This window comes from Novosphingobium sp. HR1a (assembly GCF_015594425.1).
GTDB lineage: Bacteria > Pseudomonadota > Alphaproteobacteria > Sphingomonadales > Sphingomonadaceae > Novosphingobium > Novosphingobium resinovorum_A.
In genome coordinates, this window is record NZ_JABXWS010000113.1 from 16,287 (window position 1) to 28,953 (window position 12,667).

Consider the following 12,667-nt stretch of genomic DNA (forward strand, 5'->3'; position numbering starts at 1 on the left):
CGGCTTTCGTGAGCCGGGTTTCAAGGAGCGCCGCCATGCGACGCACACAACGAATCGATTTGGCATCCGTAGATATTTCCACCCTGCCTCTCCCCGATGCCGGGGAATATCTGGTCCACGATACACAGGCTCCTGGCCTCGCATTACGCCTGCGAACCTCAGGAGCGCGATCCTGGGTCACTTTGGGCACCCATGAAGGCAAGACCCTTCGCCGCTCTCTGGGCGACGCTCTCAAGGTGCCTGTGGCGATTGCTCGCACCCTCCACTCCACCGCCACGCCCGCGCTGCCCACCGGCAGCGCCGTCCTTGCCCTCTACTCCGCGAACGCGACCGTCAGCGAAGTGATGGCGGGCTATCTCGCCTTTGGAGAAAACCGGCGCTGGAAGGCCTCGACCGGAAGGAGCATGGAGATTGCTTCCCGCCTGCACATTGCGCCTTCGTTTGCAGACAGGCCGGTGTGCGGAGTGAACCGATCCGATGTCGTCGTGTGGCTGACGGAATTGGAGCAGCGCCTCGCCACAACCCGCGTAGCACTGTCCACTTTGTCCGGCATGATGGTCTATGCCGAGGACCACGGCCTTCGCCCTCCCGGTTCGAACCCCTGCAAGGGCCTGCGCAAGAAAGCCCAATCAACGCGCGGCAGTCACCTGTCGCCAAACCTCATCGCAAAGCTCTGGGCTGCGCTCGACCGCTATGAGGTGCATGACCGGGATGCTTGCGATGCCGTCCGCCTGCTGATGCTGACCGGCGCTCGCAAGATGGAAATCCTCGGCATGGAATGGGATGCTGTTACGGGACCGTGCGCCGTGCTGGAGGATGCGAAAGCGGGGCCGCGCGCCATCTGGTTCAACACCCCTGCGCGGGAAATCATTGAACGGCGGCGTACTCTCGGAAGCGGGAAATGGGTCTTCCCGTCTCGCTCTGGAAATAGCTCGCGAAGGTCACTGGATCGCACGTGGTCGCACCTGCGAAATGAGGCAGGCGCGCCCGCGTTGCGGCTCCACGATTTGCGGCATCACTTCGCGGCAGTGGGGGTGTCGAATGGTATCGATTTGAAGTTCGTCGGTGCGCTGCTCGGGCACCACGATATCGACAGCACCTTGATCTACGCACACCTTGCAACCGCATCGCTTTCGAAATCGGCGGGCCGCGTATCGAAGCTGATCGATCAGGCGATGCGCGCCGCGGAAATCGAGCCTGACGAGGGGCGGCACCGCTCCACGCCTTCCCCGGAATGGGCCAATGCCCTCGTCTCCAGCGAAGCTTCGGAGGTGTGCTATGCCTAACTTCGAAGCCCCCCTGACGGAGGCCATGTGCTCCAGCGCCGCACCCGAGCAGCGGGAATACGTCATCCGAGATGCACGGCAACGATGCCTCAGTCTGCGGGTCCGCCCGAGCGGAACCAAAACATGGATTGTTCGGCATCGCTCATCTGGCGGTCAGACCCGCGTGTCTATCGGCCAGTATCCGGAAACGAACCTCAAGGCGGCCCGTGTGGCTGCGGCGGCGGTTCTCTCTGGGAGTTTTGCGCCGGTCCCGGCAAGCCTGCGCTTTGGAGAGTTCTGCGCCGAACACGAAGCGCGCCACGCGGTCGGATTGAAGCCGTCGGGCCTTCGCTCTTATCGCAGCTATGTCCGCAACCAGTTGATTCCGGCTTTCGGCCTTTTGCCCATTGCCCGGATAACGCGGGCCGATGTTATCCGCTGGTTCGAACGCTACAGCGCCACCAGCCCTGGCGGGGCAAATCGAGCGCTAGGCATACTCGGACAGATGCTGGCCTCCGCGCAGCAATGGAATCGAATGCCCTCCAATTGGGTCAACCCAGTGTCCGGCGTGCGGTACAACCGGCGTAAGACACGAGGAACATTCCTTTCCAAACCGCAGATGGCACGACTGGGAACGGCCCTCACTCTCCGCTCCAAATCGGGATGCCTGGCAACGCAAGCGCTGGCGGCCCTCGCACTGACCGGGTGCCGCGCTGGTGAGATGCTAAGTCTTACGTGGGGCGAAGTCCTGCCAGATCGGTTGCGGCTCCGGGATAGCAAGACCGGCGCGCGGGACGTTCCGCTTGGGACAACTGCTCGCCGGTTCTTTTCCGCCAATCGTAAGGCGCGGCTATCGGCAAGCAATACCGCCCTTGTGTTCCCTTTTCCCGGCCTTGATGGGTACGAACGTATCCGCACGGTCTGGAAGGGGGTTCGCCGGGACGCACAATTGCCGACCGCCCTGCGCATCCATGACCTGCGGCACAGCTTCGCCAGCCACGCGATCATGTCGGGAGAGACGCTATTCACCGTCTCGCGGCTACTCGGCCATAGGCGGGTGCAGACGACAGCCCGATATGCCCATCTGGCTGATGACACCATGTTGAAAAGCGCCGAGCACATCGGCTGGCTCATCATGGCACAGGCAACGCGATCTCGGCAACGGCGCGAACCATCTCCATCCGAAAAGGGAGAGGCGGCATGAACGATCTCATCTACTCGCCCAAGCCTCTGACAAAGGCGGATAAGGAAATGGGCCGCCGCATCTGGCTCATCGCCGCCCCGCGCATGACCCGGCTTTCCATTGTGATCGTTCGGTTGCGGGTCGCGCGCGGGTGGCCCCCGGAAAGAATATGCAGGCGCCTGCACATCTCGCGGCGCAAATTCCGGCGGCACCTACTGATCGCCATCAGGCAGATCAGCAGGGCACGAGAAGAACTCCAACGAAAGAAAGGGTAAGCCTGCTCTGGGCGATGCGCGTGAAAGGGTGCATCGCCCGGTTTGGCTTGCTATGGGAACAGCGTGAGAACCGATCTCGATCATCTACCCCCGGCAAAGCGCCGCGAACTGGAGCTTGTGGTAAAGCTCATATTCGAGGAATTTGGCGACGCCGTCGCCCTAGCCCAGCAGGCTTGGAAAAAACAGGCGCGGATACTCAAGATCATATTGTTCGGAAGCCATGCGCGCGGCGGCTGGGTTGATGAGCCTCACACAGCTAAGGGCTACCTATCTGATTTTGATCTGCTCATTATCGTTAATCATGACAGGCTCGTAGATCGGGGGAGCTACTGGAGCAGCGCTGACGAGCGCCTCATTCGAGAGCGGACGGTGGCTGGCACTTTGCGAACGCCCGTCAATTTCATTGTTCACACTCTAGGAGAGGTGAATGCAGCTCTATCAGAGGGCCGCTATTTTTTCACGGACATTGCCCGTGATGGTATCGCCATATACCAGTCCGACACAAGCAGGCTAGCTGAGCCGCGCTCAAAGTCATCGTCCGAGGCCTTAGCTCTTACCCGCGAATATGCGGAAGATTGGATTTCGACAGCTGATGGGCGTCTGGATACGGCGAAGTACGTGCAGAGCCAAGGTCGTTCAAATGAGGCGGCTTTCAACATTCATCAAGCTGCGGAACGCTACTACCACGGTCTACTGCTCTCTTTAACATTCTATTCGCCGCATACGCATAGGTTGGGAGTCTTACGGTCGATCGCTGAACAACTTGCTCCGAACCTGATTGGAGTTTGGCCGCGAGAGACCAAATTAGACCGCGCTCGCTTCGAAAAATTAAAAGATGCTTACATTAAAGCGCGATACTCGAAGCATTATCAAATTGAAAATAGCGATCTCGACTGGCTGATTAGCAGAGTAAGCGATTTAGGCCGCACCGTCGCTTCGCTTTGCAACGAAAGAATTGCCTTTCTCGAACGGCAAGCTGCCTCAGCTTTATGATAAATCACGACACCTTAAAATATAACCTTGAATGGATTTAAAATGTCAGAAAACGAAAATGAATTAAAATTGGCCGAAAAATTGATAATAGATGCCGTGGAGGAGCACTGGAACAAAAATCAGCGTGCATTCTTGTTAAGTACACTTGGCTCTATCCTGAAGCGCCAATTTGGAGATACCAGCGCTCTCTTCCCAAAGGGACTGAAAGATTTCTTACGGGAATGGCCTGTGGTGGCATTGGTGCAACATCCGGATGTTCAAGAAAAGACTGGCCTCATCCCGGCAACTGTGCCCATTCCAGATGATATTTCCGCATTGTTCGCTAAGGGACATCCGCACCTCTCAGAACCCAATCGTGTATCGTACGTTCAAGCTTTCTGGGATGCATTCCATACTCCGATTGAAGCGCCTCGATTTGTTTCGATCAAAACTGGCGGATTTTTTGAGATTGTTGACGGCAAGCCTGACGCAAATGACGTAAACTATGAAATAACGGCAGCCGATATTGCACCGACAAATTTCCAGCAACCAATGGCTGAAAAGGTTGCGGCAACCCAGGAGAAAATTAGCGCGTGGCTTGCGCGTCATTCGCTTGATCATTCGACATTTGCTCGAAAGCGTTCCCCTCGTGATAACCGAATAGTTTCGAGCAGCACCGATATGTTGAAGCAGGTATTTTCTAAATTATCTCATCACGATCAGGCACGAATTTCTATTCCTCTTGATATTGTCCTAAAGTTGATATCGTGATGGCCTCCACGCATTTCATTGTGTTTATCGGGGCGGGAGCATCGTTATCAACCAACCTTTTGAGTTTGGGAAAGCGTATCGCAAAATCAAAAGTGATTGCTCCTGCGATGGGCAAGAAATCTGTAGGTGTAAATGAGCAGTCTGTAGAGAAGGCGGTCGAAGCCCTCTATCGCGCGATGAAAGACGAACAGGCTCCTGCCGAGACTGCACGTCTATCGATCTGGGGCTATGGCCCGCCCAGCCCTGATGACCTCGCCCATCTATGGGAGGCGTTTGGACGTTCCGCTTGGATAGAATTCATTCCAATCGAATACGTACACAAAGAAACACCAACGCGCACCTATATTGAGAATCGCATCAACGGCATTCTACCGTTGCTCCACGAAGTATCCCAATCACTGTATGCGAGCAGAAAATCCTCTCCCCTGCCGCTGCCTTTGTTCAACTTTGATTCTAAAATCACAAAACATCTTGGTCGATTTTGGTACCGAGGGCTGCAAGTAGATGAACTTAAGAAAGAGATCGGCCGGCTCTGCAACTTATTTAGGCAATGTAAATTCGACGGCGCAAAGAAATATAGCGACGACCGCAACCTAACATTCGAGCCTGCAGCAGATGGAGTCTGTCATGGGCAACCTCATCCCACTGGAGCGACCCCGCGCCATTTCCTCGCGGGCCGCTTTCGCTTTGGGGCATCGATCTTCAAAGGGTTTCATTATGAGGTATCTTCCTCAAAATCAGACACACTTCAGTGCACGCTGTATGACGGCGGGACGGTAGCACGCGCACTAAAGTCGGAAAAACGAAAATACATCAACGTGTTTCCAAACGATCATCTGCTTCCAGCCCCAACGCAAAAATAAATAAAGCGGACTACAGTATTTGTAGCCCGCTTTACTATTGGCCGAAGCCGAAATTTCGTTCTGAGTTTTCTCCACGGAGTCGTCTACATATGTAGCACGCTCGCCGAGTGCAGTAATTCAGCCTTTTAGATCATAGCTGACACGGCACTTTTGTAGTCCCCTCTAACCTTGCAACTCAGCATCAACGGTTATGAGCTTCCTACCGGATTAGGAAGTCTTCACATGGAGGCTTTCACCTCCAATGTCAAGGCTTAACATCTCAAAATTGAGCGCATTACACATGGGGCGCTAGTAGGTATAATATTGTCGTATTCTGAATTAATAACATATTATTATGCGCGGTTAGCCATTTCATGATTTTAGAAATGTTCGTATAAAATTATATAAACCAATTATATGCATGAAATTACATAAATTTCCAACCCCTACTGGATGGATTATTTCTCTTAAGATATTTTATAGGGAAATAAATGCCGCATTCGGCAGCGCCTTACCCACGCCTTGAGCTTCGAAATCGAACACCTTTCTTTCGCCCATGCAAATGGTGAAATTTGTGGCCCGCCCCTTTGTCGAGTCAGGGTTTGTGCTTATGTAACAACAATGAATGATAGCGATGACGAGGTTGACGGAGCTTTCAAAGGTGACCTGATGAAGGTCATTCTTATCGACGATGTCTCTGGGGTTGTGTTCTTTCGCTTGGCCGATGGCCGGACGGCGCGCATGAAGGGGCTCCCCGAAGGCACCCTCAGCAAGGATGATGTTGTTTTAAGCCATGGGAACGAATGGCGAAGGGTGCCAGAAGAATTATGGCCCACGTCCCTCTTAACGTCTGTCATTCGAGAGGTGCTTCCCGACGGGACTATCTTGGGGGAGGCAGGGGGCAATATTATCTCCCTTGGAAATCAGAAAGAATTCCCAGTCTCCGAAAACAACACAGTTGAAATAGATGGCTCATCAGAAATCAAGAGAATATTATCTCATGATCCTATCCGAGTGCGGGTTCATTTAGATGATACCGAGGTCTCCGCATCATCATTTTTAGTGAAGCCGGAGAAGGATGGCTTTTCGTTTGATGATTTTGGCGGCTATACTCACGTTGTCGCAAGGGCCAAAGAACTTATTCAAACTCAGCTTGATCGGAGAGCTGAGTTGCAAGCAATTGGGGCTAGGCCCGTAAAAGGTGTACTATTCACAGGTGCTCCAGGGACCGGGAAGACCCATCTCGCCAGAATTATCGCCAACCAAGCTAATGCGAATTTCTACAGCATCAGTGGGCCCGCCATAGTCAGTAAGTGGGTTGGCGATTCAGAGAGTATGCTCCGTAAAATATTTGAGCATGCTGGGAATGCTGAATCCGGCAGATCAATTATTTTTTTTGATGAGATTGATAGTATCGCCGAAGCACGATCAGGTAATAGCAATGAATCATCGCGAAAGATGGTTGCTCAGCTTCTAACACTGATGGACGGGTTCAGTAATTACGAGAACGCAACTATCGTAATTGCGGCGACAAATCGTGTCGATGCATTGGACCCTGCGCTCACACGCCCTGGACGCTTTGACTGGGAAATCGAGTTCGGCTTGCCTGACGTACTTGATCGGTTGGAAATTTTACGTGTCGGGATGCGTCGCGTCCGATGCGATGCCGATTTGCCGATCATCGACATAGCGGTTCGGACACATAATTGGTCTGCCGCACGGTTAACGGCGATCTGGACGGAAGCAGCCCTTCTTTCAGCATCTGACGGAAGAAGCCAGATCGCCGGTGAGGACATTGCCCAAGCTTACGAGCGCGTTGCACGACGCCCAGAGAGAGACAGATAAGATGATATCGAACAAATTAGCGTTTAGCTCGATATTTCCCTATTTAGGGCTTAAAAGCACGTCTCAAAGCAGCAATATTGAAAATAGCAAAGCACCTCTTCGGGAGTTTATTTATCTCGATGAAATCAGTCTTTCCAGTCTGTTGGCTTCGCAAAAGGGTGAGATCACCGATAATATAACGGCTAAATCTGAGGTCGCCCTTCTTGCAGAATCGGGCGGAAAGATTAGCGCGAAATCAGCGGTCGGCCCAGCCGCCGAAATAACGTCGAGATTTCAAAGCACCAATAGCAACGCCATTCAGACTGTTAGAAAAGCAAACGCGCAATCGCTGTTCCGTGAACTGCATATGCTGCAAAATTTGCGGAAAATTCAACCTGAGACGGCTGTTAATCTGCCCGATTCAATGGATATCTTGTTCTCAAACCCAGAGGAATACTCGGCATACAAGTCAACGGACCTCAAACGAGGAGACCTGTTAGAGTTTCGTGTCCGCTTATCAGCTTCCTGGATTTTTCAGATTAGCAGTATGATCGCTGAATTTTCAGACATGTTTGATGACAGCCCAACCATGTTTATCGAAAATGTAAAATTCAGCGACCTATATAATGCAAAAAATGCGAACAAAATAATAAATAGGTTACTGGCAGGCTTAATACCTATAGATGGAATAGCATCAGATTATTCTGTAGTTCTGGATGGTAAAGAGGAGTATATTGTAGATAACCGGGCTTTAGAAAATTTTGATATAGAAACCGCGCCTCTCAAAATCGTTGGCGTGACAGAGCACTCCGCGTATTGGAAGGATATCCGCCGCGTTTTGTTCGCGGAAAATGAATTTACGGTATTATGCCGACTGTCAAAATCTGGACTTCAATCGGATTGGAATCCAATCAAAGCGGCAGACATATTCCGCGACTTTGTCCCAGACCTAGCAAAGCAGATTGAAGAATCGAGTAAAATGGCGATGCTAGCATCAACAGACAGTTCTCCGAACGGCGGATCAGAGCCGTTAAACAATCAATTGCTAATGGCCTTAATAAAATACAAGGAAATAATTCTATCGTCCTTGGTTAAGAAAATCTCGGACACGGCATCAGATAATATTGATCGCAGCATTGCCCTTAGAAACTTCGTTTTCGAGACAGCGGAAGGCCAGAGAGCAGCTTTTTCGCAGGTGAAGGCCGTGATTGAAGATGTTAGCGGTGAAATAATTGCCCCCGAAGCGGATTTCAGCGCTCGAGAGCGAGCAAGAAAAGCACTCAACCTTCCGCTCTTTCCAGACTTTGCTAAGTCTAAAGATAGCCAATTTACGCCAACTCCAGTCATGCTAGATTCAAAAAGATCGCGAATGTTAGATGTAGAGGTGGTAGCTATCTATTGGTGATTTTCTCTCAAGCTTCAGTCAATGACAGCAAGAAACTCGTCAGATAAATCACGCCGACAGATCGCGACCGACTGAACCGGATTGATGTCCACTGTGATCCACATCATCGCGCCGGTCGTAGGGCATATCGCACGAGGTACAATGTAAGACCCATTATTAGCATACGGTTGTGGATCACAGCCATTCGAGTGGGTGAGCATGATAGTTTCGCCAGCTTTCTCAGCCCTTTTTGCCTGCTGAATCTCGCCCTTAGCTATAGGCATACGAGCAAGACCTAGGCGGTGAAGCAAGGCCCGCATCTTATCGTGCCCCCTGGGAGGCCGTCCCATTCGCTCCCATCCAGCGCGGATAACTTCATAGGCTCGCAAAACCCAACATTCGGAAAGAGAAAACAGAATATCTTGCGAGAAATCAATTTGATTTCGCGCAGGGCTTTTCAATCGTTCAAGGCTTTCGGCCTCCAATACCCGAAGTAGCATGTCGAGCCTACTGTCTGAAGCTAAGGTGCCGAGATGGGCTACCCCCGTCACTTCCGAAAGTTTGTGCATGACCCTAATCCACTTTCTGTGGAGGTCATTATCAGCCTGCATCCCTGCCGTGTACGCAGCTACCATTAATTCAGTGACAGCCATCAATTACAGCCCATATCCCCACTCAGGTTTAATCTGATACAGTGTTGCCTCGATGCGGCAACCATGGCTTTTCGTGAGCGTGCCACCAAATTTGATCAACCGCTAATTTCTGAGCCTCTGATGGGACTTGATGATGGGAACGAAGGTGGACAAGACTCATGACAGTGACATTGCGAGAGCTGTACATGAAATGATGAGCCACGCTCACGAAGCGAGCGTAGTTTCAAAAGCTACGCTAGAATCGTTCGAACCCGCGCGTATCATGAAGGTCTCGGATGCTGCGCCGCGCAAGGGATTACGATAGCCGCTGCAATCGGCCACATAGGGATCAAGTTGAAGCTCACCCAGCCCGGAAATGCGGCTCCGCTCCTTTTCAAAATGAGAACAAAAAACCTTGCTTCAAAAATTCCTAGGGCACAAAATGTGTCCCAGCCGCCTTAGGAATTTGATCTAAGCTGCTGAAAATAATCGCTTTGGTGAGCAGCACCCGTGCGTACAATGCGTGTGTGGTGGCACAGGGTACGCTAAACGTTTGCTGCACTGGCCGCCAGCGCTGGAAGGGGAGGAAATTTCTGCAATCCGTGAGGACTTGCAGGCAGCGATTTTGATAAGGGAGAGCCTTAGCGGCCCTCCCCTCGGTAGTCAGATCTCGTCATCCAGTAGCCCGGTGACGGCGTAGACTACCCTGTCGACCATCTCCATCGGCATCGGGCTGTAGTCGCCTTCGTCCACAGCGAGATAGCCCAGCTCTCCGTCCATGATGACGTACTGCGTGAAGTAGCTGTACCGGGCGCGGCGTGCTGCCTTCGCGCAAGCCGCAAAGTAGGCGGCATCGTCGGCGAGCGCTGAGTTCGAAATCGTCTGCATAATGACCTCCTGTCTTCTTGATGACAGGGCGCGCCGGTTCGTGCGGCGATCGGCCGGGTCAGGGACGCCCGGGTTTATCCGGGCGCCGCGCAGCGGGGAGTGGGGGTGCCGATTTTGTCGTAGCTGTAGCGGAGCAAAGCGGAGTGGAGGCTGCGGCAAAATTGGGGGAACCGCTCATCCTTGAGGCGGCCGAGCGGCGCATGACACGATCGAAAGTCTGAGAGAGAAGTTTCCACCCTATCGGCTGGGCGCCGCGCCGGAATACAGGCCCGCTACCTTCCTGGATACAATCAGCTATCGGGCTGGGCGACGTGGAATGTCCCCCGCTATCCAAGAGCTTGTTTTCTGTTCAGGGTCGATCATGATCCCACCGCAAGTCAGTTATCTTTCAGGAGATCATATTGGCGATTTTCGGATGGTTCAGGAAGGCGAGACCAAAGGTCGAAACGCCGGAAATGGACTTGGAACAAACACTGCGGTCCCTGGTCATGGCGGGACTTTCCAAAAGTGACGGACTTTCTCCGCGTTACAGGCCCGACATCAGGTCCGAAGAGGACTTCGAGGCTCGATCTGCCGACCTTCCTCTGGTTGTGGTATGGGGCGAGCATGAGACTTCCGAGGGTTTAGCGTTTTCGATGTCGATCAATGCGCACCTTGTGGAGACCATGTTGCTGGAATTTGTTTCCAGCGATGACCACTGGTTCCGACCTGTCCGCAACAGAGTGATCGAGGACCTAAAGTCGACCAGCATGGCGGCGATGATGAATACCATCGAGGCGACCAACGCACCACCGAGCGCGATCTGCCAATCACTGGATATGTATTAATATCACACTCGCTCTTTGGCTGCATCCGGGCATTTAAACTGAATTTTCATGCCGGGATTAGTTTTTAGGTTTTGCAAATATAAATAGAAGACTGCTTCTATAAATAAATACCTGTTCACTCCGGGTTGGCGCAGGCGTCAATTGCAGATTCTGCTCCCCGGCGGCGCCGGGGAGCAGGCCCGGCATCAGTCGGCGGGGTTCCAGATGATGGCGTAGGTTTCCTCGTCCTCCTGGCCGGCTGCACGCCCAAGGTTGGCATAGAGGCGTCGGGGACCGAACTCGGGCGCTGCCAGGGTGAGCGACACGTAGTCGTTTCCGGTTGCCTCGCTGCGGCGCTGCCATCCGGCGCCGACCTCGACACCGGCCGATGTGATGCGAAAATCGGGATGGCTGTCGGCGCTCTTGCGCGGGTTCGGGGAGATTTCGATTTCGGCACGGATCGAGAGGGTGCGAAGCTGGCCCTTGAAGATCGAGCCGGAGCGGGTGACGTAACCGATTGCGGGCATGTTCTGTCTCCTGAAGGTCCGCCCGAACCATCCGGGCGATAGGCAGACCGGCAGAGCGGCGCCAGCAGGGGTGCTAACCGTCAGGCCGTAGCGCAGCGGAGGACCGGAGCCGCAGGCTTATTTGAAGCGCAGCGCCCGCGAGGAGCCCGCTTCGGCGGGCGGGGAAATAAGCCGGAGGCGATGGTTTGGCAGGCATGCGCGATGCTCCAGGTCAGTGCCTTTGGAGCCGATGGTTTCGGGCATTGCACTGGGGGCAGAACATTTTCATCGATATTCGGGGCACCCACGACGCCTGAAGGGCCCGACGCAAAGCTTGCACGCGCTCACGGCGCGATATGACGGGACAACCCGCGCCTTGGCGTTGCTTTCCGCCTTCCCTTTTGCAGGTCCGCCAGTTCGCGGTGAGGTGGTCAGCGGCAGAAAGCCCAATGGGGGAGCGAAACAGTCGCAGCCTTTGCTCAGGCGGCCGCCTCGATCCGCATCCTGAGGCCGAGCGCGGGCAGGACCTTGAGCATGGTTTCGAGGGTCGGATTGCCATCGGGGCCAAGCGCCCGGTAGAGTTGCTGGCGCTTCATTCCGGTTTCGCGGGCGAGCTCGGTCATGCCGTGGGCGCGCGCGACAATGCCGATCGCCTTGGCGACAATGTGCGGATCGCCGGACTCGACCGCCGCTGCGAGGAGCTGCGCCTGATCTTCCGGCTGAGTGAGATACGTGGCCGCATCGAAGCGGGTAAGTTCGATAGTCATGGCGCTGCCCTCCTTGGCCTGGCCAGTTGCTGTGCGTCTCAGAGCTGAGCCGCGAGTTGCCTTGCTCTGGCGATATCCCGCTGCTGGGAGGACTTGTCGCCGCCGACCAGCAGGATAACCAGCTCATCTCCGCGCCGCGTGAAATAGAGCCGGTAACCCGGCCCATAATCGATGCGGGCTTCGGATACGCCGTCTCCCACCGATTTCACATCGCCCATCAGGCCGATCTCGATGCGAGCGATCCGCTGCGCGATCCTGGACTGCGCCTTTGGGTCGCGTAGACGGTGAAACCACTGCGCGAAGACCGCAGTTTGCGTTACCTCCATTGGCGTCCCTTTTAAGTGACGGCGCTCAGGTGTCAATATTTAAGTGACACCCTGCCGGTACATGACCAGCTAGACGGCCGTGCCGCGAAACCGATCCTTGATGCGGGGCGCCGTGCTTCCTGGCGGGCTTCCGATGGAAGGGAAGCCCGCCAGCGGCGAACATTCCACGACCCCTCGCCCCTTCTCCCCTTTGCAAAGACCGGGGCGGCGCTTGCCGCCCCGGTCC

At 54.1% G+C, this 12,667-nt stretch carries 14 protein-coding genes; 9 read left to right on the forward strand and 5 right to left on the reverse strand.

The window, feature by feature from the left end:
- Window positions 1-8 precede the first annotated feature (8 nt).
- The 8 genes from HWN72_RS31955 (at window position 9) to HWN72_RS29745 (ending at window position 8,537) form a co-directional block, all read left to right on the forward strand.
- Window positions 9-1,286 (forward strand): site-specific integrase, encoded by a 1,278-nt coding sequence (locus tag HWN72_RS31955; protein WP_211152187.1) that lies wholly within the window; start codon window positions 9-11, stop codon window positions 1,284-1,286.
- A 25-nt stretch (window positions 1,287-1,311) separates the two neighbouring features.
- Window positions 1,312-2,469, forward strand: coding sequence for a site-specific integrase (locus tag HWN72_RS29715; RefSeq protein WP_248006472.1), 1,158 nt, complete (start codon window positions 1,312-1,314; stop codon window positions 2,467-2,469).
- Window positions 2,466-2,723 carry a hypothetical protein gene (locus HWN72_RS29720; RefSeq protein ID WP_069710089.1) on the forward strand — a complete coding sequence of 86 codons (258 nt, stop codon included), beginning with the start codon at window positions 2,466-2,468 and terminating at the stop codon, window positions 2,721-2,723. The genes HWN72_RS29715 and HWN72_RS29720 overlap by 4 nt, the downstream gene beginning before the upstream one ends.
- A gap of 63 nt (window positions 2,724-2,786) precedes the next feature.
- Window positions 2,787-3,716: a nucleotidyltransferase and HEPN domain-containing protein gene (locus tag HWN72_RS29725; RefSeq protein WP_069710090.1), complete on the forward strand. Its 930-nt coding sequence runs from the start codon at window positions 2,787-2,789 to the stop codon at window positions 3,714-3,716.
- 42 nt (window positions 3,717-3,758) lie between these two features.
- Entirely contained in the window at window positions 3,759-4,466 is a 708-nt protein-coding gene (locus HWN72_RS29730) for a hypothetical protein (protein WP_156800038.1), read from the forward strand.
- On the forward strand, window positions 4,463-5,329 hold the full coding sequence (locus tag HWN72_RS29735) for a hypothetical protein (protein WP_211152188.1): 867 nt from the start codon (window positions 4,463-4,465) through the stop codon (window positions 5,327-5,329). The genes HWN72_RS29730 and HWN72_RS29735 overlap by 4 nt, the downstream gene beginning before the upstream one ends.
- 501 nt (window positions 5,330-5,830) lie before the next feature.
- Window positions 5,831-7,153 (forward strand): AAA family ATPase, encoded by a 1,323-nt coding sequence (locus HWN72_RS29740; protein ID WP_231958414.1) that lies wholly within the window; start codon window positions 5,831-5,833, stop codon window positions 7,151-7,153.
- Window positions 7,125-8,537, forward strand: coding sequence for a hypothetical protein (locus tag HWN72_RS29745; RefSeq protein ID WP_211152189.1), 1,413 nt, complete (start codon window positions 7,125-7,127; stop codon window positions 8,535-8,537). Before HWN72_RS29740 ends, HWN72_RS29745 begins: the two co-directional genes overlap by 29 nt.
- Before the next feature lie 14 nt (window positions 8,538-8,551).
- On the opposite strand, the gene HWN72_RS29750 is transcribed toward HWN72_RS29745, so the two are convergent.
- Complete coding sequence (locus HWN72_RS29750; protein ID WP_211152190.1) at window positions 8,552-9,085, reverse strand: hypothetical protein; 534 nt, start codon at window positions 9,083-9,085, stop codon at window positions 8,552-8,554.
- A gap of 726 nt (window positions 9,086-9,811) precedes the next feature.
- The gene (locus HWN72_RS29755) at window positions 9,812-10,036 is read right to left on the reverse strand and encodes a hypothetical protein (protein ID WP_069710095.1); all 225 of its coding nucleotides are present in this window, start codon (window positions 10,034-10,036) and stop codon (window positions 9,812-9,814) included.
- Window positions 10,037-10,437: 401 nt separating this feature from the next.
- Here HWN72_RS29755 and HWN72_RS29760 point away from each other — a divergent pair, with 401 nt between their 5' ends.
- The gene (locus HWN72_RS29760) at window positions 10,438-10,863 is read left to right on the forward strand and encodes a hypothetical protein (RefSeq protein WP_069710096.1); all 426 of its coding nucleotides are present in this window, start codon (window positions 10,438-10,440) and stop codon (window positions 10,861-10,863) included.
- A gap of 185 nt (window positions 10,864-11,048) precedes the next feature.
- Here HWN72_RS29760 and HWN72_RS29765 read toward each other — a convergent pair whose 3' ends face one another.
- From HWN72_RS29765 to HWN72_RS29775, 3 genes are all read right to left on the reverse strand, one after another.
- Window positions 11,049-11,369 carry a DUF736 family protein gene (locus HWN72_RS29765; protein ID WP_008832418.1) on the reverse strand — a complete coding sequence of 107 codons (321 nt, stop codon included), beginning with the start codon at window positions 11,367-11,369 and terminating at the stop codon, window positions 11,049-11,051.
- Between the two features lie 458 nt (window positions 11,370-11,827).
- Window positions 11,828-12,115: an addiction module antidote protein gene (locus HWN72_RS29770; protein ID WP_069710097.1), complete on the reverse strand. Its 288-nt coding sequence runs from the start codon at window positions 12,113-12,115 to the stop codon at window positions 11,828-11,830.
- A 38-nt stretch (window positions 12,116-12,153) separates the two neighbouring features.
- Entirely contained in the window at window positions 12,154-12,441 is a 288-nt protein-coding gene (locus tag HWN72_RS29775; RefSeq protein ID WP_211152191.1) for a type II toxin-antitoxin system RelE/ParE family toxin, read from the reverse strand.
- Window positions 12,442-12,667 lie beyond the last annotated feature (226 nt).

Excerpts from the sequence above, each read along its gene's own strand:
- HWN72_RS29765 (WP_008832418.1), bottom strand. The coding sequence starts at position 11,369 with ATGCCCGCAATCGGTTACGTCACCCGCTCCGGCTCGATCTTCAAGGGC.
- HWN72_RS29715 (WP_248006472.1), top strand. The coding sequence starts at position 1,312 with ATGTGCTCCAGCGCCGCACCCGAGCAGCGGGAATACGTCATCCGAGAT.
- HWN72_RS29720 (WP_069710089.1), top strand. The coding sequence starts at position 2,466 with ATGAACGATCTCATCTACTCGCCCAAGCCTCTGACAAAGGCGGATAAG.
- HWN72_RS29750 (WP_211152190.1), bottom strand. The coding sequence starts at position 9,085 with ATGCACAAACTTTCGGAAGTGACGGGGGTAGCCCATCTCGGCACCTTA.
- HWN72_RS29755 (WP_069710095.1), bottom strand. The coding sequence starts at position 10,036 with ATGCAGACGATTTCGAACTCAGCGCTCGCCGACGATGCCGCCTACTTT.
- HWN72_RS29770 (WP_069710097.1), bottom strand. The coding sequence starts at position 12,115 with ATGACTATCGAACTTACCCGCTTCGATGCGGCCACGTATCTCACTCAG.
- HWN72_RS29775 (WP_211152191.1), bottom strand. The coding sequence starts at position 12,441 with ATGGAGGTAACGCAAACTGCGGTCTTCGCGCAGTGGTTTCACCGTCTA.
- HWN72_RS29730 (WP_156800038.1), top strand. The coding sequence starts at position 3,759 with ATGTCAGAAAACGAAAATGAATTAAAATTGGCCGAAAAATTGATAATA.